Annotated in this window: 17 protein-coding genes; 7 read left to right on the top strand and 10 right to left on the bottom strand. The window is 68.9% G+C overall.

Annotation, left to right across the window (positions count from 1 at the left end; translation table 11 throughout):
* Positions 1-20: 20 nt before the first annotated feature.
* The 6 genes from EWM63_RS25860 to EWM63_RS25835 all read right to left on the bottom strand — a co-directional run bounded on the left by EWM63_RS25860 (position 21) and on the right by EWM63_RS25835 (position 7,700).
* Entirely contained in the window at positions 21-2,360 is a 2,340-nt protein-coding gene (locus tag EWM63_RS25860) for a xanthine dehydrogenase family protein molybdopterin-binding subunit (RefSeq protein ID WP_130189097.1), read from the bottom strand.
* Between the two features lie 9 nt (positions 2,361-2,369).
* Entirely contained in the window at positions 2,370-3,356 is a 987-nt protein-coding gene (locus EWM63_RS25855; protein WP_130189096.1) for an FAD binding domain-containing protein, read from the bottom strand.
* The gene (locus EWM63_RS25850) at positions 3,353-3,916 is read right to left on the bottom strand and encodes a 2Fe-2S iron-sulfur cluster-binding protein (protein WP_130189095.1); all 564 of its coding nucleotides are present in this window, start codon (positions 3,914-3,916) and stop codon (positions 3,353-3,355) included. The genes EWM63_RS25855 and EWM63_RS25850 overlap by 4 nt, the downstream gene beginning before the upstream one ends.
* 247 nt (positions 3,917-4,163) lie before the next feature.
* Positions 4,164-4,775: a PqiC family protein gene (locus EWM63_RS25845; protein ID WP_130189094.1), complete on the bottom strand. Its 612-nt coding sequence runs from the start codon at positions 4,773-4,775 to the stop codon at positions 4,164-4,166.
* Positions 4,772-6,388 (bottom strand): PqiB family protein, encoded by a 1,617-nt coding sequence (locus EWM63_RS25840; protein ID WP_130189093.1) that lies wholly within the window; start codon positions 6,386-6,388, stop codon positions 4,772-4,774. The genes EWM63_RS25845 and EWM63_RS25840 overlap by 4 nt, the downstream gene beginning before the upstream one ends.
* Positions 6,381-7,700: a paraquat-inducible protein A gene (locus EWM63_RS25835; protein WP_130189092.1), complete on the bottom strand. Its 1,320-nt coding sequence runs from the start codon at positions 7,698-7,700 to the stop codon at positions 6,381-6,383. Before EWM63_RS25835 ends, EWM63_RS25840 begins: the two co-directional genes overlap by 8 nt.
* Positions 7,701-7,966: 266 nt before the next feature.
* Between EWM63_RS25835 and EWM63_RS25830 the strand changes: the two genes are divergently transcribed.
* Together EWM63_RS25830 and EWM63_RS25825 are read left to right on the top strand one after the other, a co-directional pair.
* Entirely contained in the window at positions 7,967-9,025 is a 1,059-nt protein-coding gene (locus EWM63_RS25830) for an AI-2E family transporter (RefSeq protein WP_130189091.1), read from the top strand.
* Positions 9,026-9,037: 12 nt separating this feature from the next.
* Complete coding sequence (locus tag EWM63_RS25825) at positions 9,038-13,429, top strand: Lhr family helicase (protein ID WP_130189090.1); 4,392 nt, start codon at positions 9,038-9,040, stop codon at positions 13,427-13,429.
* An 89-nt stretch (positions 13,430-13,518) separates the two neighbouring features.
* On the opposite strand, the gene EWM63_RS25820 is transcribed toward EWM63_RS25825, so the two are convergent.
* The gene (locus EWM63_RS25820) at positions 13,519-14,427 is read right to left on the bottom strand and encodes a LysR family transcriptional regulator (RefSeq protein WP_130190615.1); all 909 of its coding nucleotides are present in this window, start codon (positions 14,425-14,427) and stop codon (positions 13,519-13,521) included.
* Positions 14,428-14,567: 140 nt separating this feature from the next.
* On the opposite strand from EWM63_RS25820, the gene EWM63_RS25815 reads away from it, so the two are divergent.
* From EWM63_RS25815 to EWM63_RS25805, 4 genes are all read left to right on the top strand, one after another.
* Positions 14,568-14,786, top strand: a complete 219-nt coding sequence (locus tag EWM63_RS25815) for a DMT family transporter (protein WP_165390928.1) — start codon at positions 14,568-14,570, stop codon at positions 14,784-14,786.
* 70 nt (positions 14,787-14,856) lie between these two features.
* Positions 14,857-15,267 carry a class I SAM-dependent methyltransferase gene (locus EWM63_RS32565; RefSeq protein WP_229487508.1) on the top strand — a complete coding sequence of 137 codons (411 nt, stop codon included), beginning with the start codon at positions 14,857-14,859 and terminating at the stop codon, positions 15,265-15,267.
* A complete protein-coding gene (locus tag EWM63_RS25810) occupies positions 15,171-16,391 on the top strand; it encodes a methyltransferase regulatory domain-containing protein (RefSeq protein ID WP_229487507.1) in 1,221 nt (406 codons plus the stop codon). Before EWM63_RS32565 ends, EWM63_RS25810 begins: the two co-directional genes overlap by 97 nt.
* Before the next feature lie 28 nt (positions 16,392-16,419).
* On the top strand, positions 16,420-17,244 hold the full coding sequence (locus tag EWM63_RS25805) for an AraC family transcriptional regulator (RefSeq protein WP_130189088.1): 825 nt from the start codon (positions 16,420-16,422) through the stop codon (positions 17,242-17,244).
* A gap of 10 nt (positions 17,245-17,254) precedes the next feature.
* Here the strand turns inward: EWM63_RS25805 and EWM63_RS25800 are convergent, their stop codons facing one another.
* The 3 genes from EWM63_RS25800 to EWM63_RS25790 form a co-directional block, all read right to left on the bottom strand.
* On the bottom strand, positions 17,255-17,845 hold the full coding sequence (locus EWM63_RS25800; RefSeq protein WP_130189087.1) for a LysE family translocator: 591 nt from the start codon (positions 17,843-17,845) through the stop codon (positions 17,255-17,257).
* Between the two features lie 159 nt (positions 17,846-18,004).
* A complete protein-coding gene (locus tag EWM63_RS25795) occupies positions 18,005-19,726 on the bottom strand; it encodes a response regulator (protein WP_130189086.1) in 1,722 nt (573 codons plus the stop codon).
* Positions 19,713-21,230, bottom strand: coding sequence for an ATPase domain-containing protein (locus EWM63_RS25790; RefSeq protein ID WP_130189085.1), 1,518 nt, complete (start codon positions 21,228-21,230; stop codon positions 19,713-19,715). The genes EWM63_RS25795 and EWM63_RS25790 overlap by 14 nt, the downstream gene beginning before the upstream one ends.
* A gap of 347 nt (positions 21,231-21,577) precedes the next feature.
* On the opposite strand from EWM63_RS25790, the gene EWM63_RS25785 reads away from it, so the two are divergent.
* The gene (locus EWM63_RS25785; RefSeq protein ID WP_130189084.1) at positions 21,578-23,527 is read left to right on the top strand and encodes a methyl-accepting chemotaxis protein; all 1,950 of its coding nucleotides are present in this window, start codon (positions 21,578-21,580) and stop codon (positions 23,525-23,527) included.
* Positions 23,528-23,582 lie beyond the last annotated feature (55 nt).

Raw genomic sequence — 23,582 nt, 5'->3', positions numbered from 1 at the left:
TGCCGGGCGTCCCGTGGTGCTCAACCCAGCAGCTTGTCGAGCGTGGCCGGCAGGTCGCGCACCCTGGTCCCGCAGGCGTTATGAATGGCGTTGACCACCGCGGCCGCGGTGCCGGTGATGCCGATCTCGCCGATGCCCCGTGCCCCGGCCGGCGCATGCGGGTCGGCAATGTCGGTCCACATCACGTCGATGGGAGGCACGTCCAGGTGCGCCGGCACGTGGTAATCCCACAGGCTGGGGTTCATCACGCGGCCGTTGCGCTGGTCGAACAGCGTTTCCTCCATCAGCGCCATGCCCAGGCCCATGATCATGCCGCCGCGGAACTGGCTGGCCGCCGTCTTCGCGTTGAGGATGCGGCCGCAATCGAATGAACCCAGCAACCGGGTCACCCGCGCCTCCCCGGTCACGGCATTGACCCTTGCCTCGCAAAAGATCGCACCGGTCGAGTGCATCGACCAGTGCCGGCTTTCCAGTGGCGGCGGTGCCTGCCCTTCGACCTGCAACGCGTCGTGGCCCGCGCGTTCCAGCAATTCGGCATAGCTGGCCCGGCGTGCCGGATCGCCCGCCTTGCACAAGCCGCTCGCATTGTCCTGAAAGTGGCCGCGCACTTCGTCGAAATGCAGGCCGTCGAGCGGCGTGCCGTGGCCGCCCAGGCGCAGCAGGTCGGTAAACAGCCCGCGCAGCGCGGCAATGACGGCGCTGCCGATCGCCGCCGTTTGTTGCGAGCCGCCGGCCAGGATCGTGCCGGGAAACGCCGAGTCGCCATACGACACTGTCACGTCCTCCAGCGGCACGCCAAGACGTGCCGCCACGAGCTGCGCCTGCACCGTGGCCGTGCCCATGCCCATCTCGTGCGCGGCCACTTCGACGTGCGCGCGGATGCGCCCCGACGCGTCGCGCGCGAGCGTGATGCGCGCCGCGCCACCGGCCATGCGGTAATACGGATACGTGGCCGTGGCGCAGCCCATGCCGACGAACCATTCGCCCTCGCGCCGCATGCGCGGCTTCGCGTGCCGGGCGTCCCAGCCGAAGCGCTCCGCGCCCATCCGATAGGCTTCCACCAGGTGGCGCGACGAAAACGGCGCGCCCGTCGTGGGATCCCTGTCCGGCTCGTTGCGGCGCCGCAGCTCCACCGGATCGATGTCCATCCGTCCGGCCAGTTCGTCGATTGCGCACTCCAGCGCGAATGAACCGACCGATTCGCCCGGCGCGCGCATGAACGTGTTGGCCAGCATGTCCATGCGGACCGCCTGCACGTCGAGCCGGAAGCTGCCTGCCGCGTACAGCGATTTGGCCGGCATGATGAACGGCTCGGGCATGTTGTTATGGGGCGACATCGCCACCATGCCCGCGTGGATCAGGGCCGTAAAGCGGCCATCGTGATCGGCGCCGATGGCCACGCGCTGCTCGGTCAGCGTGCGCCCGCCGACCACGCGGTACACCCCCTCGCGCGACAGCGCGAGCCGCACCGGCCTGCCCGCCAGTCTCGACGCCGCAGCGGCCAGCACCTGGTGCTGCCAGAGCAGCTTGCCGCCGAACCCGCCGCCAACGAAGGGTGACGTCACGTGCACCTGCTTTTCGTCGAGCCCGAACGCCTGCGCCAGCGACCATGCCGTGTGCGCCACCGCCTGCGCGGCGTCGTGGATGCGCAGCGCGCCATCGTGCCACGCCACGGTCACGGCGTGCAGCTCGATGGCGTTGTGGTTCAGCAGCGGCGTGCGGTACACGGTGTCGACCTGGTAGGGCGATGCGGCCAGCGCCGCTTCCGCGTCGCCGATCTCCACGTTCTGCGGCTCGCCCATGAAGGCGGTGGGCTCGAGGCCTTGCGCCCTGGCGGCCGCCAGCGAGGTGATCGCCGGCTCGGCGTGATACGTGACACGGACGAGGGATGTGGCGTGATCGGCCTGCTCCTGGGTTTCGGCCAGTACCACGGCCACCGGCTGGCCGTTCCAGTACACGGCATCGTCCTGGAACACGGGCAGGCTGTCCCCGTGCGCCGCCTTCGGCTGCGTGAAGATCATCGGCACGGGCTTCATGCGCGGCGCGTTCTTGTGCGTCATCACCAGCACCACGCCGGGTGCCGCCTCGGCCGCCGCCGTGTCGAGCGCGGCGATCCGCCCTCGCGGGATCGTGCTGTGGACGAGCGCCGCATAGACCATGCCGTCCAGCGCGAACTCGGCCGCGAACGGCGCCGCGCCGCGCACCTTGACCGCGCCGTCGACACGCGGCACGGGCGCGCCGATCAGTGCATGGCGCTCGAGGATCAGCGGATCGGGAATGCCGCCCGGGATGAAGGCGTCGGGCGCCAGCTCGACGGCCTTCTGCATCACCGCCTTCGCCGCTTTCTGAAGAATGCTCATCGCTGCTCCTTAGGATCGGGTATCGACGAGACCGTCCAGCACGGCCACGATGGCGCGGCGTGCCAGGTCGACCTTGAAGGCGTTGTCGCGCAGCGGGCGCGCATCGGCCAGTTCCGCCGCCGCGGCGGCATGGAACAGCTCCTGCGTCGCGGGCCGGCCTTTCAGCATGGCCTCGGCCGTGGATGCGCGCCATGGCTTGTGGGCCACGCCACCCAGCGCCAGCCGCACGTCGCGCACCACGCCATCGTGGACGTCCAGCGCGGCCGCCACCGACACGAGCGCGAACGCATAGCTGGCCCGGTCGCGCACCTTGCGGTAGGCGGAGCGGGCACCGAAGGCCAGCGCCGGTACTTCGATGGCGGTGACGAGCTCGCCCGGTTGCAGCGCCGTTTCACGCTCGGGATGGTCTTCCGGCAGCAAGTGGAAGCTCACCAGCGGCACGGCGCGGGTGCCGCCCGTGCCTTGCAGGTGCACGACCGCATCCAGCGCGGCGAGCGCCACGCACATGTCGGAAGGATGCGTGGCCACGCAATGCGCGGAGGCGCCGAGGATGGCATGCATGCGGTTGAAGCCGCCGATCGCGTCGCAGCCCTGCCCCGGTTCGCGCTTGTTGCAGCGCGAACCGTCGTTGTCGTAGAAATAGCCGCAGCGGGTGCGCTGCAGCAGGTTGCCGCCCACGGTCGCCATGTTGCGGATCTGCGCCGACGCGCCGGCCGTGATCGCGCGGGTGAGCAGCGGGAAGCGGCTGCGCACGGCCCGGTGCTCGGCCACCGCCGTGTTGGTGGCGGCGGCGCCGATCAGCAGGCTGCCGTCGGGGCGCTCGTCGATGGTATCGGGCAGGCCGGTAACATCCACCAGCATCGCCGGATGCTCGACCGTTTCGCGCATCAGGTCGACGAGGTTCGTGCCGCCACCCAGGTACTTCGAGCCGGGCGTACCGCCGCGGACGACGGCGTCCGCGGCATCGATCGCGCGGGCATAGGCAAAGGGATTCATCGCGGCTCCTTCGCGTGGTGCTCCGTCACGGCATCGACGATGCCGTTGTAGGCGCCGCAGCGGCACAGGTTGCCGCTCATCCGTTCGCGCACTTCGTCATGGGAAAATTCGACGATTTCGGCCGACAGGTCCGCCGTCACGTAGCTGGGCACGCCCCGTTTCAGTTCGGCCGCCATGCCCAGCGCGGAGCACAGCTGGCCCGGCGTGCAGTAGCCGCACTGGAAGCCGTCGTGCTCGATGAACGCGTGCTGCAGCGGGTGCAGCGCGCCGTCGGCCGCCAGGCCTTCCACGGACGTGACGGACCGTCCCGCGTATTGCACGGCGAGCGCGAGACAGGACAGGATGCGCCGCTCGCCGTCGACGAGCACGGTGCAGGCACCGCAGGCGCCCTGGTCGCAGCCTTTCTTCGTGCCGGTCAGATGGAGATGTTCGCGCAGCAGGTCGAGCAGTGACACGCGCGGATCGGTGGGTACCGGCACCGGCATGCCGTTAATGGTGAGGGTGGGCGGCGCGAGTGACGATACGGGAACGGGGGGCGATACTGCTGGGGCGGCGGGCATCGGCGATTCCTTTCGGCGGGCGGTCGGAACGACCGGCGCGACACCGCCGGTCAGCGGAGGACAGCGACCGAGTGTAGTACCGCGAAAACGTTTGCGGCGCCACATTGAGGTGTCCGTGTTGGCCGCGATGTGTCAGATACCGGTGTTCGCATGCGTTATCGGAGCGTTGCGGACAACCGGTGTCAGACACCTTTTTCGGGAAATTCGTCCGAAAAAAGTGTCTGACACCAGCCACTCCATCAGTGCCTCAGCAGTTCGTGGCCTTGCCTGCCTGCCGGTCCCGCACAGCCGCGGCGATGGTGTCGGCCAGCTTGCCCAGCGCGACGCGGTGCCCGGCCACCACGGTCTCGTAAGCTGTGCCGGCATCCTCGCGCAGCACGCTGCGGCAAGTGAGCACGGTAGCACTGCCCACCTGCCGCACGCTCCACACGGCATCGACCAGCGCGTAGCTGCCCGGCACCGACTCGAAACGCTGGACGTTGGTGCTGATCCGGTACACCGCCGCCCCCTCGGGTGCCGGCGTGCGGTAGACGTCGATGGCGCCGAGCCGGGCTGCAACGCCCAGCGATAGCGCAGAGCCGATCTCATCGGCCAGGGGACCGGCCCAGCGGTGCTGGTCGAGCACGTCGACGCGCCCTTCCCCCGTGCCGACGACGAGCTGGTCCCGGTTCACCGAGGCCGGAATGTTCACGGCCAGCATCTCGATGTACACCGGGGCTGTGCCGCCAACAGATGCGGGGGCGGGCCCGCCGGCCAGCGTGTAGAAATGGTCGGACGGGGGCGCGGCGCAACCGGTCAGCAGAACGGCGGCCAGCGCCAGGGCGGGAGCGAACGAGCCGCGAACGAACAAGGGCGTCATTTTTTCTTTTCCTGTGGTTTGCCCCGGATCAGCGATTCCGGATGGCGTTCGAGGTAGTCGGCCAGCGCTTCGACCGACTGCATCGTGCGCGTCACTTCCTGCAGCGTGCGGCGCAGGTCGGACTGCAGCGGCGCATCCTGTGCCAGCAGGCTTTCCGCACTCGCGAATGTCTTGCGGGCCGAGGCCAGCGTGTCGTTCACCTCCGGCAGCACTTCGCCGTCGAGCCGTTCCAGCGTGGACGTGGCACGCTGGAGCATCACGTCCGCCTGGGCCAGCGTGCGGTTCAGGTTGGCGCCGATATCGTCGAACGGCACCTTGTCGAGCTTCCGGGCAATGCTCAGCAGCTGGCTTTGCAGCTCGTCCAGCGAGCCGGGCACGGTCGGCAGCACGAGCCGGTCCGGCTCCACCACGAGCGCCGCCTTCGGCGCGTTCGGGAAGAAGTCCAGCGCGATGTACAGCTGGTTCGTGAGCAGGCTGCCCGTGCGCAGCTGGCCGCGCAGGCCGCGACCGATCATGCGCGCCATCGTGTCGTGGCCCGCCTGCACGTCGCCCGAATAGGCATCCAGGAAGCGCTTGCCCAGCCGGCCGGGGTACAGGTCGATCGTGACCGGCATGCGGAACGCCTTGCGCTTGCGGTCGAATTCCACGCCCACGGCGCGCACTTCGCCCAGCACGATGCCGCGGAAATCGACCGTTGCGCCGGGCACGAGGCCGCGCAGCGACTGGTCGAAGTACAGCACGGCCGCCACGGCCGGACCGTCGGGCGCGCGCAGCGCCGCCGAACGGTCCTCGGCAAGGATGAACCGGCTGCCCGCCGGCGCCGCGGCCGCGGGCTTTCTTCCGTTCCCGGATTCAAAGGCGATGCCGCCGGTGGCCAGCGCCGCCAGCGACTGGGTATTGAGCTTGAAGCCGGCCGCGTCGAGCCGCAGGTCCACGCCGCTGGCATGCCACCAGCGCGTGTCGGTGCCCACCAGGCCCACGTAGCGATCCTCGATGAAGACGGACATGTCGATGCCGTCGCCGTTGCGATCCAGCTCGAACGAGGCCACCTGCCCCACGCGCAGGCGGCGGTAGTACACGGGCGAGCCGATGCCCACGGAGCCCAGGCTGTCGGCATGCAGCTTGTACTCGCGCCCTTTCAGGCCGGGCGGCACGGCGGGCGGCGTGTCGAGCCCGGTGAACTCGGTCGTGGTCGCACCCTTGGTCCCGGGCGCCGCGCCGATGTAGGGGCCGGACAGCAGCGTGCCCAGGCCGGACACGCCGCTGGCGCCGATCTGCGGGCGCACCACCCAGAAGCGCGTGTCCTCGGCCGTGAAACGCTTCGCCTCGCGCGCCATGTGGATCTTTGCATCGACCCGGTTGCCGTCCTCGCCGAGCGTGACCGCGACGACTTCGCCGATATCGACATCCTTGTACTTGACCTTGGTCTTGCCGGCCTCCAGGCCCTCGCCGGTGGCGAAGCTGACGACGATCGTCGGCCCGCGGCTGGTCATCCAGTTCACCACCTGCGTGGCGCCGATGATGGCGGCCAGCACGGGAATCAGCCAGATCAGCGACGGCAGCCAGCGGCTGGGCCGGTCGACGGCGGGTGGCGGAAGGTCTTGCTCAGGCATGCATTTCTCCGTTGTGTTCGACGCGCTTTTCCTTGTCATCGAGCGCGTCCCAGATCAGCCTCGGGTCGAACTGCGCGGAGGCGATCATCGTCAGGATCACCACGCAGCCGAAGGCCAGCGCGCCGGGGCCGGCGGTGATGACTGCCAGCGTTTGAAAACGCACCAGCGCCACGGTCAGCGTGACGACAAAGATATCGAGCATCGACCAGCGGCCGATGAACTCCACCATGCGGTAGATGCGGGTGCGGCCGGCCGGCGCCCAGCGCGAACCCCATTGCGCCGTGCCAGCCAGCAGCGCCAGCGCCACCAGCTTCGATACCGGCACCAGCACGCTGGCCACGAAGATCACGATGGCCAGCCCGGGGGAGCCCGTCTCCCAGAACAGCACCACGCCGCTCATGATCGTGTCGCCACCCGTGCCGCCGATCGATTCCGTATACATCACGGGCAGGATGTTGGCCGGCACGTAGAGCAGCGCCGCCGCGGCCAGCAGCGCCCACGTCCACGTGATGCTGTTCGGGATACGGCGGTGCAGCGTGGCGCCGCAGCGACGGCAGTGGCGGCCTTCGCATGCGCAGTCGTTGAGCAGCCCGCAGGCGTGGCAGGCAACCGGCGGCCCGGCCGCGGTGTCCACCGCTGCATTGTCCACACCTGCCTTGTCCCGCTCCTTCCACAGTCCAGACGATGGAGGCGGTGGGCCGGCATGGTCGCCCAGTGCCCACAAGGCGCGCGGCTCGTAGCGCAGCGCGACGGCGCACAGGATCGTCAGCGCGCCGAACGCGAACAGGCCGGGATGCGGAATCACCCGCGCCAGGCTCGTCATCTTGATCGCGGTGACGAGGATACCGATCATCAGCACTTCCGTCATCGCCCAGTGACGCGCCCCCTGCACGACGCGCAACAGCAGGTGGAAACCCGGCACGCGACGCCCGCGCAGCAGTCCGGCCGACACATACAGCAGCGCGCCCAGCTCCAGCGCGGGAAACACCACCGCGAAGAAGAACACCATCGCGGCGATTACCTCCATGCGCTCGTTCCACAGCACGCCGATCGCCTGCAGCAACGTGGCCCCGGACGTGAGCCCGTTCATTTCCAGCTCGACGATGGGAAAGCACTGCGCGATCAGGTAGACAAGCACCGCGCCCAGCGTGACGGCCACCATCGATGCCGGAGTCGGTGCCGGCCCGGTGGCATACCCGCGATACAGCACGTTGCCGCAACGGGTGCAGCGGGCACGCTGACCATCGGCCACGGGCCGCCAGCGGTACAGCGCGCCGCAGTCGTGGCAGCCGACCGGGTCGCCGTCGGTCATCGGCGCGCCCATGCGGCGATGACCGGACGAGAACCGGCCGGCAAACGGTCGACCGGGTGCATCGGTTCCATGAGGATGGCGGAAAGGCGCATCTTGTCATTATGACCAGTTGCACGGCAGCCCATGCGCACGATTGGCGCGCGATCTGCGAAGGGGGGTATGCACGAGTGGTATGCAGCGCACACAACGCGCAGGCGCAGGCGCAAAAAACGTTGCCCGTTCGGCTATGATGGGGCCACGTTGCTACCACTACCAGAACAAAAACCATGAAACGCTACACTCTGCCGCAATCGTCGTTCCTGCTGCTCCTCGCCATCGTCACGCTGGCCTTCGTCTGGATCCTGCTGCCGTTCTTCGGCGCCGTGTTCTGGGGGATCGTGTTCGCGATCGTGTTCGCCCCGCTGTATTCGCACCTGCTGAACGCGCTCGGCAACCGGCCCAACTCCGCGGCGCTCCTCGCGCTATTGCTGATCCTCCTGATGGTCATCATGCCGCTGGCGATGATCGGCGCATCGCTCGTCGAGCAGGCGTCCGGCGTGTACGCGATGATCGAATCGGGCCAGATCAATTTCGGCAGGATGTTCCAGCAGGTGATCAACGCGCTGCCCGCATGGGCACTGTCGCTGCTCGAGCGCTTCGAGCTGGCCAACCTGACGGCGCTGCAGGCCAAGCTCACGGCCGGTGCCGCGCAGATCAGCCAGGCCACGGCGCGCTATGCGATCAACTTCGGCAGCAAGGCGTTCGATTTCCTCGTCAGCACCACCGTCATGCTGTACCTGCTGTTCTTCCTGTTCCGCGACGGGCGCACGCTGGCGGCCCGTGTCAAGCGCGCGGTGCCCCTCGCCTCGCGCTACAAGAAGCCGCTGTTCGACAATTTCACGACGGTAATCCGCGCCACCGTGAAAGGCAACGTGCTGGTGGCGATGGCGCAGGGCGCCCTCGGTGGCGGCATCTTCTGGTTCCTGGACGTGCCCGGCCCGCTGCTGTGGGCGGTCATCATGGCCTTCCTGTCGCTGTTGCCCGCCGTGGGCGCGGCCATCATCTGGGCCCCGGTGGCCGCCTATTTCCTGATCACCGGTTCGATCTGGGAGGGCGTGGTGCTGACCGTGTTCGGCGTGGTGGTCATCGGCCTCGTCGACAACCTGCTGCGCCCCCTGCTCGTGGGCAAGGACACGAAGCTGCCCGACTATATCGTGCTGCTGTCGACGATCGGCGGCATGGCGCTGTTCGGCCTGAACGGCTTCGTGATCGGGCCGGTGATCGCCGCGCTGTTCATCGCCTCGTGGGACCTGTTCGCCAACGCCGACGAATTCCACGGCGAGTAAGCCGGCGCGGCGATGGCCTCCCGTTCCCGCACGAAGCATGCGTTCCATCCGGCCGTCGCGGCCTGGTTCGACGCGACGTTCACCCGGGGCACCACCGAAGCGCAGCGCCGCGCCTGGCCGCTGATCCAGGCCGGCAAGGCCACGCTGGTTGCCGCGCCGACCGGGTCGGGCAAGACGCTGACGGCCTTCCTTGCCGCCATCGACGCACTCGTGCGCGAAAGCGCGGAGCAGCCGCTGCCCGATGAAACGCGGGTGCTGTACATCTCGCCGCTCAAAGCCCTGTCGAACGACATCCGCGTCAACCTGCTGGCACCGCTGGAAGGCATCGACCGCGAGATGGCGGAATTGGGCCTGCGCCCGCACGGCATCCGCAGCGCCGTGCGCACGGGCGACACGCCGCAGGCCGAACGCAATGCCGCTCGCAAGCGCCCGCCGCACATCCTCGTGTCGACACCCGAATCGCTGTATGTGCTGCTCGGTTCCGACAGCGGCCGGGCCATGCTGGCCACCGTGCGCACGGTGATCGTCGACGAGATCCACGCGGTGGCCGGCAGCAAGCGGGGCAGCCACCTGTCGCTGAGCCTCGAACGCCTGGCGGCCCTGTGCATCGAGCGGGGCAATGCGGCCCCCGTGCGGGTCGGGCTGTCCGCGACGCAGAAGCCGATTTCCGTCGTGGCCCGATTCCTCGCCGGCGCCGGCCGGGATTGCGCGGTGGTCGACGTGGGCCACGTGCGGGCGCGCGACCTAGGCCTTGAATTGCCGCCCGTGCCGCTGGAAGCGGTGATGCCGAACGAAGTGTGGGAACGCGTGTATGACCGCCTGGCCGAACTGACGGCCCTGCACAGGACCACGCTGGTGTTCGTCAACACGCGGCGCATGGCCGAGCGGATGGCGCGCCACCTGGCCGACCGCCTCGGGGCGGAACACGTGGCGGCGCACCACGGCAGCCTGGCCAAGGAATTCCGGCTGGAGGCCGAGCAGCGGCTGAAGCGGGGCGACTTGCGCATGCTCATTGCCACCGCATCGCTGGAGTTGGGCATCGACATCGGCGACGTCGACCTGGTATGCCAGATCGGCTCGCCGCGCAGCATCGCCGCGTTCCTGCAGCGCGTGGGCAGGTCCGGCCACCACGTGGGCGGCCTGCCGAAAGGCCGGCTGTTCCCCACATCGCGCGACGACCTGGTGGAATGCACGGCGCTGCTCGACTGCGTGCGGCGCGATGAACTCGACACGCTGCACATCCCCGTGGCGCCGCTGGACGTGCTGGCCCAGCAGATCGTGGCCGAAGTGGGCAGCCGCGAATGGCATGAGGAGGCGCTGTTCGACTTATTGCGTGGCGCGATGCCGTACGAGTCGCTGGAACGCGATCGGTTCGAGGCCGTCCTACGGATGCTGACGGAAGGCTTCAACAGCCGCCAGGGCGTGCGCGGCGCCTACCTGCACCGCGACGCCGTCAGCGGCACGGTGCGCGGCCGGCGCGGCGGGCGGCTGACGGCCGTCACGTCCGGCGGCGCGATTCCGGACAATGCCGACTTCACGGTGCTGCTGGAACCGGGTGGCCAGAACGTGGGCACCGTGCACGAGGACTTCGCCGTGGAAAGCCTGGCCGGCGACGTGTTCCAGCTCGGGAACACGTCCTACCGCATCGTGCGCGTGGAGGCGGGCAAGGTGCGCGTGGAAGATGCGCGCGGCGCGGCGCCGAACATCCCGTTCTGGCTGGGCGAGGCACCAGGCCGCAGCGACGAGCTGTCGCTGGGCGTGGCGCGCCTGCGCGGCGAGATCGACCGGCTGCTGGGCGAGAGGGACGATGGAGAAAAGGGAATCGAGCATGCGATCGACTGGCTGTTCGAACACCTGGGACTGAACGACGACGCGGCACGCCAGATCGTCGACTATCTCGCCCGCGCCCGCGCGGCCCTATCGGCGCTGCCCACGCGCGACACGCTCGTCATGGAGCGCTTCTTCGACGAATCGGGCGGCATGCAGCTCGTGCTGCATTCGCCGTATGGCAGCCGCATCAACCGTGCATGGGGCCTGGCGCTGCGCAAGCGTTTCTGCCGCACGTTCAATTTCGAACTGCAGGCGGCGGCCACCGAGGATGCGATCGTGCTGTCGCTGTCGGAAAGCCACAGTTTTCCATTGGACGACGTGTGGCGCTACCTGCGTTCGACCAGCGCGGAGCACATCCTCATCCAGGCGCTGCTCGATGCGCCGCTGTTCAACGTGCGCTGGCGGTGGAACGCGACTACGGCGCTGGCCCTGCCCCGCTTCGCCGGCGGGCGCAAGGTGGCGCCGCAACTGATGCGCATGAAGAGCGACGACATGCTGGCCGCCGTGTTCCCGGATGGCGCCGCGTGCTTGGAAAACATCGTCGGCGAACGCGAACTGCCCAGCCACCCGCTGGTGGACCAGACACTGGACGATTGCCTGCACGAGGCGATGGACAGCGAAGGCTGGCTGGCGCTGCTGCGCCGCATCGAGGCCGGCGACGTGCAGTTGCTGTCGCGCGACCTGCCCGCGCCGTCGCCGCTGGCGATGGAAATCCTCACCGCCCGCCCCTACGCCTTCCTCGACGATGCACCGCTGGAAGAGCGCCGCACGCAGGCCGTGCTGAACCGGCGCTGGACCGATCCGTCGTCCACCGACGATCTCGGCGCGCTCGATGCGGGCGCCATCGAGGCCGTTGAGGAGGAAGCGTGGCCGCGCGTGCGCAATGCCGACGAGATGCACGAGGCGCTGGTGGCGCTGGCCTGCGTTAATCGCGACGAGGCGGCGGTCAACGACGGCTGGCAAGACTGGTTGATGGCGCTGGCGGAAGGCGGCCGGGCCACGCAACTGCAAGGCGCAGGTGTGGACTTGTGGTTAGCGCTGGAGCGACTGGCCCTGGCGCAGGCAGCTTACCCGGATGCCGTGGCCACGCCGGCACTTGCGATCCCCGAGCGCCTGGCCCTGGATGGCGACGAGGCGTGGACGCGCGATGCCGCGCTCGTCGAACTGCTGCGCGCGCGGCTGTCCGGCTTTGGGCCTTTGACGGTCGACGCCATCGCCTCGTCGCTGGCCCTGCCGGAGAGCACGGTAACGATCGCCCTGGCTCAGCTGGAAAGCGAAGGCTACGTGATGCGCGGGCGTTTCACGCCGGGCGCGGCGGACGAGCAATGGTGCGAGCGCCACCTGCTGGCGCGCATCCACCGCTACACGATCAAGCGCCTGCGGCGCGAGATCGAACCGGTGGAGCGGCAGGATTTCATGCGCTTCCTGTTCGAGTGGCAGCACGTGAGCGACGACACACGCCTGCAGGGCAGCGACGCCCTGCCCCAGGCGCTGGCCCAGCTGGAAGGCTACGAGGCCGCCGCCGGCGCGTGGGAAAGCGACCTGCTCGCCACGCGGGTCAAGGATTATTCGATGCTGTGGCTCGATGAGCTGTGCCGCGCCGGCCGCATCGTGTGGACGCGCGTCGGCGCGCCTTCCAGCGCCAGCGGCGGCCCGGTGCGCGGCACGCCGCTCGTGCTGCTGCCCCGGCGCCAGCTCGCGCTGTGGCATGCGTTGCCAGCCGTCGCCAGCGAGGTGCAGGTATCGTCGCGCGCCATGCGCGTGCTCGACGCGCTGCGCGCCCACGGCGCGATGTTCTACGACGAACTGGCGCACGACGCCCGGCTGCTGGGTGCCGAGCTGGAAGAAGCGCTGGGCGAACTGGTGGCGACGGGCCTCGTCAACGCCGACAGCTACGCCGGCCTGCGCGCGATGCTGGTGCCGGCCAACAAGCGCAACACCATGGACCGGAAACGGCGCCGCGGTGCCGGTCCCACGATGGAAGAAGCGGGCCGCTGGGCCGTCGTGCGCCGCGCCGATGGTGTGACGATCCTCGAACGGGGCGGTGCCGCCGAAGCCGGTGCCGAAGGCAAATCCGATGCCCGGCCCGTGCCCGGGCGCAGGCCGCGCACGGAGCCGGCCACGCTGGAACACATCGCGATGACGCTGCTGCGCCGCTACGGCGTGATGTTCTGGCACCTGCTGGAGCGGGAGGCGGCTTGGCTGCCCGCATGGCGCGAGCTGCTGCCCGTCTATCACCGGCTCGAAGCCCGCGGCGAGATCCGCGGCGGCCGTTTCGTCGCCGGCCTGTCCGGCGAACAGTTCGCGCTGCCCGAAGCGATCCCGCTGCTGCGCGAGATGCGCCGGCGGCCCCACGACGGTTCCCTCGTACTGGTGTCCGGTGTCGATCCGCTGAACCTGGGCGGTGTTCTACTCCCCGGCGACAAGGTGCCCGCGCTGGCCGGCAACCGCGTGCTGTTCCGCGACGGCGCGCCGGTCGCCACGCTCGTCGCCGGCAAGTTCGCCTACCTGAACGCGCCGGTGCCGGCCGAGCGGGAACTGCTGCATGCGCGGCTGGTGGGCAGCGTCAGATAGCCGCACGGCACATCATTCCGCACGGCACATCATTCCGCACGGCACATCATTCCGTACGGCACGTCATTCGACGACGGACGTTGCCCCTGTCACCCGTCCGGCTGGCTGCTGGCAAAGATCGCGTCGCGCAGCCAGCGGTGCCCCGGATCGTCGTCGCGCCGCGCATGCCATGCCTGCTGGTACGAAAAACTGGGCAGCTCGAACGGTGGCTTGAAACGGCGCAGCGCCTTGTGCGCCGCCATCGCACCCGTGGTGCGGCTGGCGGCGGTGAGGATCAGGTCGGTGCCGGCGATCAGTTCCACGGCGGCGCTCCAGTGCGGCAGCGCCACGGCGATGTGGCGCTGCAGTCCCAGGTCGCCGAGCGCTTTTTCGATTTCATCGTAGGAATCGGGGCGCAGCGCCAGCTTCACGTGCGGGCGCGCGAGGAACTGCTCCAGGGTCAGGCCGCCCTTCGCCGGCAGCGTGCCCTTGTCCGCCAGGCTGATGAACTCCTCGGGGAACAGGTCCTGCACGTGGATCATCTCGGGCCGGTCGGGGAAGATGCCGAGCGCCACGTCGACTTCGCCGTCGACGAGCTGGGCCAGCATCGCGTCGCGGCTGGCCTGGCTGATCGCCAGGTCGATGCCCGGCGCGTGACGGCGCACGTAGCGCACCAGCGGCGGCAGGATGATGCGCGCCGAATAGTCGGACAGCGTGAGCCGGAAGCGGCGCTGCGCGGCGGCCGGGTCGAACTGCTGCTCGGCCAGCAGGCCGTTGAGCGTGGCCAGCGCCTCGGCCAGCGGCTCGACCAGCGCCATGGCCCGCGGCGTGAGCGCCATGTGGCCTTCGCGCCGAACGAGCAGCGGGTCGTCGAAATGGGCGCGCAGCTGGGCCAGTGCATGGCTGACGGCCGGCTGGCTCTTGTGCAGGCGCAGCGCGGCCCGGGTCACGTGCTTTTCCGCCAGCAGCGCGTGCAGCGTCAGCAGCAGGTTGAGATCGATGCGCCGGAGTTCATCCAAGGTCTGGTTCCCCATGTTTATTCATGCCATGGATAGTACACGTGCACAACAACGATTTCCATCGATATCGCGGATGCGAGATCATGTGCTCATTGTCCCACCAACTTGTCCCACCCTCCTCCACAAGGCTTCGCGTACCCATGCTGACCAAGACCGCCCTGTTGGCCATTATTCCCACCGGCATTGCCTTGCTGGCCGGCGCCGCACTGCCGCTCCAGGCCGCAAGCGATGCCGCCATCGGCCTGGAACCCGGCCACCCGCTGTCGGGCGCCCTCGTCTGGCTGGCCGTCGGCATCATCATCACGCTGGCCGTGGCCCTGCTGCTGCGCGTGCCGGGCGCACAGCGCCGCGGTGACTGAGTTGCAACGGTAAGCCCGCGGCCCTGCCGCTTGGCTTACACTGGCGGGATCGTCAACGACAGGAGGCAGCATGTCCGACTGGTCCGCCGGCTACGTGTCCGACATCGGCTATACCTATGGCGTGTATTCGGAGCTGAATCCGCTGCGCGTGCGGCTCGCGTTCCTGCACGCCGGGCTGATGTTTCCCGGGCAAGGCTACTCGTGCGAGCTGGGGTTCGGGCAAGGCGTCAGCGTCAACGTGCATGCGGCGGCATCGGGCACGCAATGGCATGGCACCGACTTCAATCCCGCGCAGGCGGGCTTTGCCCGCGACCTGGCGGCCGCGTCGGGCGCCGATGTCCACCTTTCCGACGCGTCGTTCGCCGACTTCTGCGCCCGCCCGACTTGCCCGATTTCGATTTCATCGGCATGCATGGCGTGTGGAGCTGGGTGTCGGACGAGAACCGCCGCGTGCTGGTGGACTTCGTGCGGCGCAAGCTGAAGGTGGGCGGCGTGCTGTACGTGAGCTACAACACGCAGCCCGGGTGGGCCGCCCTGTGCCCCGTGCGCGAGCTGATGACGCGCCATTATGCGTCGATGACGGTGCCCAGCGCGAACATCGGCCAGCGCATCGGCCAGGCGGTGGGGTTCGCCGACCGCCTGCTGGCCACGAATCCCGGCTTCGTGCAGGCCAACCCGCACGTGCTGGCCAGGATGGAACTGCTGAAGGCGGAGGGGACGGCGTATCTGGCGCACGAGTATTTCAACCGTGACTGGCAGCCGATGTCGTTCCCCGCGCTGGCCGAATGGCTGGCGCCGGCCAAGGTCGACTTCGCGTGCCCGGCCACCTACATCGAGCACATCGACAGTGCGATCGTCACGCCCGAGCAGGCCGCGTTCCTCAAGGAGATCGACGATCCGGCGTTGAAGCAGATGGCCTTCGACTTCATGGTCAACCAGCAGTTCCGGCGCGATTACTGGGTGCGCGGTGCGCGCCGGCTCGCGCCGCTGGAGCGCGCCCGGCTGCTGCGCCAGCAGCGGGTCGTGCTGGTGATGTCGCCGGCCGACGTCGTGTATTCCGTCAAGGCCGGCCAGATCGAGGTGGGCCTGAACGAAGCGATGCACCGCCCCGTCATCGAGGCGCTGGCCGACCACCGGCCTCGCACCATCGGCGAGCTGGAAACCATCTGCGCGGCGGCGGGGCTCACCACCTTGCAGACGCAGCAGGCGGTGTTCCTGCTGGCGGGCACCCAGCAAGTGCAGCTTGCCCAGGACGACGCCATTGCCGAACAAGCGCGGCCTGCCTGCTGGCGCCTGAACGACCACCTCGTCGCGCTGGCCGAGCATGCCGGCGACGTGCAGTACCTGGCGTCGCCCGTCACCGGCGGCGGCATTCCGGTGCCGCGCCTGCACCAGCTGTTCCTGCTGGCGCTGGCGCGCGGCCACCGGCAGGTGGCCGAGCTGGTGGCGTTCGCGCTGGCGCACGGAGGCGCGCACGGCGTGCCGCCCGGCCACGGTAACCTGTCCGCCACGCCGGACGACCAGGCGGCCCTGCTCGAGCGGCAGGCCACGGCATTCCTGCAGCGGCGGCTGGTCGTGCTACGGGCACTGGCGGTGGTACAGTAAGGTACATTCAGGTACAGTCAATTCAGTCATGAGCAACCCCACCTTCTGGCGCGACGACGCCCTGCCCTTCCTTGAAGCCCGTGCCATCGCCGATGGCCGCGACATCTGCTATGCGAAGCACTCGCATGAAACCTTTTCGATCGGCGCCGTCACGGGCGGCGAAAGCATCTACGTGAACGGCCGCGCGCGCGAGCGCGTGCTGGCCGGTGCCGTGGTGCTCATGAACCCGGGCGACGCCCATGCCTGCAATCCGCTGGGCGAACAGCCATGGTCGTACCGCATGTTCCACGTCGACAGCCGCTGGCTGGCCGACATGCAGGGCGAACGGGGCGAATTCCAGCCCTACCAGGCCGTGGCCAGCTACGCGCCTGGGCTGTTCCGGCGCCTGGAGGCGCTGTACGCGAGCTGCGCGGACCCGGCCGCCGATGCGCTGGAAAAGCATGGCGCGGCGCTCGACTTCTTCACCTTCATGCACGACGTGCTGCAGCCGGCGCCGGCCGCGAAATTGGCCGGCCGCCAGTTGCAGCGCGCCGCCGACTACCTGCGCGAGCACCGCGCGGGCACACCCACGCTGGACGACCTGTGCGCGGCGACGGGGCTGTCGCCGTCCTACCTGATCCGCGCATTCAAGGCGCGCTATGGCATGACACCGCATGCCTGGCTGGTCGATTGCCGCATCCAGTACTGCCGCGAACAGCTGCGGCGCGGCGTGCCCATCGCCGATGCGGCGCTGGCCGCCGGGTTCGCTGACCAGGCGCACCTGCAGCGCGCCTTCAAGCGGCATGTGGCGGCAACGCCGGGCCAGTACCGCAACAACCTGGCGAACCACCGCCGCCAGGTCTCCGGCAGCTAGCCGCCAGCAGCTAGCTCACCAGCAGCCAGGCCGCGCTGGCGCCCAGCAGGCCCGCCATCGCCCGGTTCAGCAGGCGCACGCGCGCGGGCTTCGACAGGTAACCGCGCAGGCGGGCCCCGGCCCATGCCCAGCAAAAGATCGACAGCCAGCAGACCACGAAGTAGATGGCGGCAAATTCCCACACCATGGCCGTATCGCCATCGGCCGCGAAGGCGCCCATGCCGGAGACTGCGGCCAGCCACGCCTTCGGGTTCAGCCACTGCATCGCCGCGCCCGACAGCAGCGAGGGGCCCCGTGCGCCGGCGGCGTCCAGCGGCAGCGCGCCATCGTCGGCTGCCAGCTTCCAGGCCAGGTACAGCAGGAAGGCGATACCCGCCCAGCGCACCATGCCGATGAGCTGCGGCCAGCGCAGCAGCGCTTCGTACAAGCCCAGGCCCGTGGCCAGCAGCAGCACGGTAAAGCCGAGCGTGGCGCCACTGACATGGCGCATGCTGGCCATGAGCCCGTGGCGGGCGCCGGCACCGAGCGCAACGATATTGACGGGACCGGGCGAGATCGACGACGCCAGCGCGAACGCGGCCATCGAGAAATAAAGTGTCATGCCGCTTCCTCCTGTTGAACGAAGCGCCACGATACGGGTCCTGTCTTTTCCTGTATTGAACGAAATGACCCTGCGGCTGGTCCGCCGCTACGGCAAGCCGTGCGCAGCGGGCGGATCAGTGGGCGAGAATCAGCGGGCGGGAAGGATGGCGGCGGGAACTCAGGCCGCGGGTTCGCCGCCCACGGCCGGCTCGTGCGATGCACGCCGCATGGCCCCCCGCACAGCGGCGCCGAGCGCAGCGATCGGGAACGGCTTGCGCAGGATGTCGACGTCGCCGATCGCCGCGCGGATCGCATCCATGTCGGCATAACCGGTCGCCACCACGACGGGGAGGTCGGCGAAATGCCCGCGCGCACGGCGCGCCACCTCGGCGCCCGTCATGCCCGGCATCAGGTAGTCGGTCAGCAGCACATCGGGACGGCGTTGCGCCAGCACTGCGAGCGCCGCCGCGCCATCTGCGACGTGCGTCACGTCGCAGCCCAGTTCCAGCAGCGCGTCGGCCATGCAGGCGCGCACGAAGGCATCGTCCTCGACGATCAGCACCTTCAGCCCCGTCAGCGCTGGCGCTTCGTCGGCGGCCTCGGCATCACGGGTCTCCTCGGCGCCGCTCGCCGGCAGCCAGATCTCGACGGTGGTTCCCTGGCCCGGCGTGCTGTCGATGCGGGCAATGCCGCCGGACTGGCGGGCCATGCCATACACCTGGCTCAGGCCCAGCCCGGTGCCCTTGCCGACCTCTTTCGTCGTGAAGAACGGTTCGAACACGCGCGCCACCACGTCGGCACCCATGCCGGGCCCATTGTCCGAGACGGCAATGCGGACAAAGCCAGAGTCGGCACCGTCCGGCAGCAATCCTGCCGGCGGTCGCGGCAGTGACGCGTGCAGCATGATGCGCCCACCGCCGGGCATGGCGTCGCGCGCATTGATGACCAGGTTCAGCAGCGCCATGTCCATCTGGCTGGCATCGGCCAGCACGCTGGCGACCTGCTCGTCCACGCGCGTGACGAACTCGTAGGCATCGCCCAGCAGCGGCCGCGCCATCTCGAGCACGGACTCGAACAGCGGCCCGACGGACAGCGGTCGAAGGTGCAGCGACTGGTTGCGCGCGAACGACAGCAGTTGCGCCGTCAGCTTGGCGCCCCGTTCGCAGGCTGCCTTCGCCGTCTCGGCCCGGCGCCGCACGTGGGCATCGGTGCTCGTGGCGAGGATCAGTTCCATGCTGCCCTGCACCACGTTGAGCAGGTTGTTGAAGTCGTGCGCCACGCCGCCGGTCAGCCGGCCCAGCGATTCCATCTTCTGGTACTGCAGCATCGCGCGCTGGGCGTTCTCGCGTTCGATGGTTTCGGCCGTCAGCCGGTCGTTCGCATGCGCCAGCGCCCGCGTCCGCTCGGCCACGCGCGCCTCCAGCGTGGCATTGAGTGCCGCCAGTTCGCCGGACATCGCCGCGCGATCGGCCAGCACGGCGCGAGCCTGGTATTGCCGGCGCCGGGCGCGTAGCGCGGCGGCCATGGCGCTGCCCAGCGTTTCGGCGCTCAGCGGCCGCTCCAGCAAAATCACATTGCCCAGCGCCTCGAAGCGCGCGGCCGACGCGGGGTCAGGCGGGCCCAGGCGCCGGGACAGCAATATTACGATGGGGAAATCCGACCAGGGTTCCTGCGCCGCCAGCCATGCCAGCAGCGGTGCCAGGTCCGCGCCATGCAGTGCCTCGTCGGCGACGAGCGCCGCCGCGGCGCCCGCCATGACGCCATCGGCCAGCGCGGCGAAATCGCGCACCGCGGCGCACGGCACGCCATGGCGGTCGAGCACACCGGCGATCACGTCGGCGTCACGCCCACGCGGGGCCAGCACAAGGACGCGCTCTTCGCTGTCGTCAGGGCGGCGCATCGTCGCCCAGCGTCATCATGGCCGTGTTGCCGCGGTAGTTCGGCAGCCCTGTCAGGACACCATCGAAGCCGACCAGCGGCGCACCGATGCGGATGCCGCTGGTGTCGAGCAGCAGTTCATGGATCGTCAGCGCATGGCCCGCGGTGCGGTTCTTGATGACCGTGATCGCGCGCCGCAGCTCGCCGGAGGCCTCGAAGAAGCGCAGCAGCACGGTCGAATCGCTGAGGTAGCTGAGGTCGACGTCGCGCTGTACCTGGCCGATGAGGCCGTGCTCGCCCAGCACCAGTACCGTCGTCACGCCCTTCTGGTTCAGGTAGGCCAGCAGCTCGTGCATCTGCAGCGTGAGGAACTTCTCGCCGGGCATCGCCTGCATGTAGGCGTTCAGGCTGTCGATGACGATGAAGGCCACCCCGTCGATTTCCACGGCGTCGCGCAGCATCTGCGCGAACTCGCCCGGCGCCAGCTCGGCGGAATCGATATGGCGGATCGTCAGCCGGCCCGCCGCGACGTGCTCAGCGAGATCCATGCCGAGCGCCATGTTGCGGGCCATGAACGTGCCCATGCCTTCGTCGAACAGGTAGAACGCGGCTTTCTCGCCCCGTTCCAGTGCCGCGAGCATGCAGCGCACCGTCACCGTGGTCTTGCCGACGCCGGACGGGCCGACGATCAGCGTGTTGGTTCCGCTTGTCAGGCCGCCGCCCAGCAGCGCATCGAGGTCCACGCTGCCGCTGGACTGGAGCGCGGCCTGGAACGCCGCCGTGTACTCGGCGGCCACCAGCCTCGGAAACATGCGGATGCCGCCGGTGTCCAGCACATAGTCGTGGTAGCCGCCGCGGAACTTCATGCCGCGCATCTTGATGATGTTGACGCGCCGGCGCTCCTTGCCGAATTCCTGGGCGATCTGTTCAAGGCTGATCACGCCGTGCGAGATGCTGTGCAGGTGCTGGTCCGACTGGCTGGTCTTGTCGTCCAGCAGCAGCACGGTGCAGGCGCGCACGGAAAAGAACTGCTTGAGGGCGAGGATCTGCCGGCGGTAGCGCAGCGGATTCTGCGCCAGCAGGCGCAGCTCGGACAGGCTGTCGAACACGACGCGCGCCGGCCGCACCAGGTCGACGCGCTCCAGCACGCCCCGGGTGGTCTCGCCCAGTTCCACCTCGGAAGCATGCAGCACGGACTGCTGCGCGCCCGGGTCGAGCACGGTCTCGTCGGCCAGTTCGAAGATGTCGATGTCGTCGATCGTCCAGCCGTGGCTTTCGGCGACCGCATCGAGCTCGTCCGTTGTCTCGGAGAGCGTGATGTACAGGCCCCGCTCGCCCCGCGCGGTGCCGTCGAGCAGGAATTGCAGGCCCAGTGTCGTCTTGCCCGAGCCGGGCGAGCCTTCGACAAGGTAGACGCGCTCGGCGGTGAGCCCGCCGCCGAGGATGTCATCCAGGCCCGGGACGCCGGTGGAAATCCGGCGCGCCGGCTTGCGGCGCGCGCGCCGTGACTGTGCTTCTGTGTCCATAATCGAATTCAAGTGAAGGTGCCGGCTCCGTGCCGGCCCAAGAAGGCTGAGGCCAAAAGTCACGGCTGATTGCAAGCTGAGTGCAAATGAGTGCAAAGGTCATTGCAAGGCTGATTATAAGATAGTGCCCGCACATGCGGCGGGACCGTGCCGCCGAGCAATAACCACAGTACTGCACAGTTGACAACACGTTGTATCCGAATTAACGCAAAACCGTCGTTCTGTTGCGTGGGCGACGCAGTGCCTGTCGAAATGCATGCCGGTTCGGGACCAGGCCGGCATGCCTTCGCCAGCCAACGTTACTATTGCCGCCTGGATATATTCACCATCCGTTTCCGGAGTCGTCTATGAACCTCGCAATCATCAAACCGTCGCGCGGCACCCTGTCGCTCAACGCCCGCATCACCCTCGCCGCCACCGCTCTCGTGATCATCAGCCTCGCCATCACCGCTACGGTGACGGGCATCCGCGGCCGCGACACGGCGCACGAAGCGGCGATGCGCCTGGCGCACACCACCGCTGCCGAAGCTGCCGCGGCGATGCAGGGGCGCCTGGGCAGCAACCTGACCGCCGTGGCGACGCTGGCCGGTGGCCTGGGCAATACGCTGGCCAACGGGCACGCGCCGAACCGTGACCAGGTGGACAGTTTCACGAAGGCCGTGCTGCTGGGCACGGAAGACCTGGTGGGCACGTCCGCCACGATGGAACCGAACGCGCTGGACGGCAGGGACGCCGAGTTCGCCGGCCAGAAGCCCCGCTTCGATGCCACCGGGCGCCACATGCCCTATTTCACCCGCGCGGAAGGTGGCGGCGTGAACGTGGTACCGATCGAATTCACCACCACGCCGGGCGGCAACGACTGGTACGACGTGCCGAAGAAAACCGGCAAGCGCTATTTCTCGGAACCGTATGCCTATCCCGTGAACGGCAAGGACGTGCTGATCGCCTCGCTGGTGGCGCCGATCGTCACCAAGGACGGTGTGCGCGGCGTGGTCACCGGCGACTTCATGCTGACGAAACTGACGGGTATCCTGGCCGAAATGAAGACGATCGAGGGCGCGGAGCTGGCGCTGATCTCGAATGGCGGCCTGTATGCCAGCCATCCGGTGCTCGAGCGTAACGGCAAGCAGGCCAATGACATGCCGGCCGCGGCGCTGGAAGCCATCCGCGCCGGCAAGCCTTTCGAGTATGACGCCGATGGCGTCGTGCACCTGCTGCAACCCGTGCGGTTGCACGCCGACGTCGCACCGTGGGCCGTGCGCTTGTCCTTCCCGGAACAGGTCGCGACCGCGCCGGCACGCGAGCAGCTGATGTACACGCTGGCGGCCTCGGCGCTCTGCGCGCTGGTCGCCGCGATCGCCATGGTGACGGTGCTGCGCCGCATGACACGGCCGCTGCGCACGCTGGCCGGCGCGATGACGCAACTGGCAAGCGGCAATGCCGACCTGTCCGCGCGGCTGACCGTGCGGGGCAGCGACGAACTGGCCGTGATCGCCACGGGCTTCAACAGCTTCATCGCCAAGATCGAGAACGTGCTGGCCCGGGTGCGCGACAGTTCCACCAGCGTGGCCACGGCCAGCGCCGAGATCCGGCAGGGCAACGCCGACCTGTCGGCCCGCACCGAGCAGCAGGCCAGCGCGCTGGAGGAAACGGCGGCGTCGATGGAACAGCTGACCGGCAGCGTGCGCCAGAACTCGGACAACGCCGCCCAGGCGCGCCAGCTGGCGGACAACGCTTCGGACGTGGCGCTGCGGGGCGGTGCCGTGGTGGCCCAGGTGGTCGATACCATGGCGGCGATCGACGCGTCGTCGAGCAAGGTGGTGGACATCATCGCCGTGATCGACAGCATCGCCTTCCAGACCAATATCCTGGCCCTGAACGCGGCCGTGGAGGCGGCGCGGGCGGGCGAACAGGGCCGCGGCTTCGCGGTCGTGGCCAGCGAAGTGCGCACGCTGGCGCAGCGCAGCGCCAGCGCGGCCAAGGAAATCAAGGCCCTGATCGGCGACTCCGCCGCGCAGGTGCACCGCGGCAGCGCGCTGGTGAAGGATGCCGGCGCCACCATGGACGGCGTCGTTGCCAGCGTGCGCCAGGTGGCGTCCATCATCGCGGAGATCGCCGCGGCGGGCGCCGAGCAGAGCGGTGGTATCGGCCAGGTCAACCAGGCCATCGTGCAGATGGATGGCGTGACGCAGCAGAACGCCGCGCTCGTGGAGGAAGCAGCCGCCGCGGCCGAGAGTCTCGAACAGCAGGCGGCCACGCTGGTGGCGCTGGTCGGCGAGTTCAGGATCAGCGCGTGAACACGGCGGCCTGAACACGGGTAGCAGGGGATGCCGCGGGCCGGCGCTCTTGTGC

The sequence above is a fragment of the Pseudoduganella lutea genome (genome assembly GCF_004209755.1).
In the GTDB taxonomy this organism is placed as follows: Bacteria; Pseudomonadota; Gammaproteobacteria; order Burkholderiales; family Burkholderiaceae_D; genus Rugamonas; species Rugamonas lutea.
Note: the sequence above shows the minus strand (reverse complement) of the source record. Positions and strands in the feature narration are given on the sequence as shown.

Excerpts from the sequence above, each read along its gene's own strand:
- EWM63_RS25855 (WP_130189096.1), bottom strand. The coding sequence starts at position 3,356 with ATGAATCCCTTTGCCTATGCCCGCGCGATCGATGCCGCGGACGCCGTC.
- EWM63_RS25800 (WP_130189087.1), bottom strand. The coding sequence starts at position 17,845 with ATGACACTTTATTTCTCGATGGCCGCGTTCGCGCTGGCGTCGTCGATC.
- EWM63_RS25785 (WP_130189084.1), top strand. The coding sequence starts at position 21,578 with ATGAACCTCGCAATCATCAAACCGTCGCGCGGCACCCTGTCGCTCAAC.
- EWM63_RS25830 (WP_130189091.1), top strand. The coding sequence starts at position 7,967 with ATGAAACGCTACACTCTGCCGCAATCGTCGTTCCTGCTGCTCCTCGCC.
- EWM63_RS25845 (WP_130189094.1), bottom strand. The coding sequence starts at position 4,775 with ATGACGCCCTTGTTCGTTCGCGGCTCGTTCGCTCCCGCCCTGGCGCTG.
- EWM63_RS32565 (WP_229487508.1), top strand. The coding sequence starts at position 14,857 with ATGTCCGACTGGTCCGCCGGCTACGTGTCCGACATCGGCTATACCTAT.
- EWM63_RS25850 (WP_130189095.1), bottom strand. The coding sequence starts at position 3,916 with ATGCCCGCCGCCCCAGCAGTATCGCCCCCCGTTCCCGTATCGTCACTC.
- EWM63_RS25825 (WP_130189090.1), top strand. The coding sequence starts at position 9,038 with ATGGCCTCCCGTTCCCGCACGAAGCATGCGTTCCATCCGGCCGTCGCG.
- EWM63_RS25805 (WP_130189088.1), top strand. The coding sequence starts at position 16,420 with ATGAGCAACCCCACCTTCTGGCGCGACGACGCCCTGCCCTTCCTTGAA.
- EWM63_RS25840 (WP_130189093.1), bottom strand. The coding sequence starts at position 6,388 with ATGCCTGAGCAAGACCTTCCGCCACCCGCCGTCGACCGGCCCAGCCGC.
- EWM63_RS25790 (WP_130189085.1), bottom strand. The coding sequence starts at position 21,230 with ATGGACACAGAAGCACAGTCACGGCGCGCGCGCCGCAAGCCGGCGCGC.
- EWM63_RS25815 (WP_165390928.1), top strand. The coding sequence starts at position 14,568 with ATGCTGACCAAGACCGCCCTGTTGGCCATTATTCCCACCGGCATTGCC.
- EWM63_RS25795 (WP_130189086.1), bottom strand. The coding sequence starts at position 19,726 with ATGCGCCGCCCTGACGACAGCGAAGAGCGCGTCCTTGTGCTGGCCCCG.
- EWM63_RS25860 (WP_130189097.1), bottom strand. The coding sequence starts at position 2,360 with ATGAGCATTCTTCAGAAAGCGGCGAAGGCGGTGATGCAGAAGGCCGTC.
- EWM63_RS25835 (WP_130189092.1), bottom strand. The coding sequence starts at position 7,700 with ATGACCGACGGCGACCCGGTCGGCTGCCACGACTGCGGCGCGCTGTAC.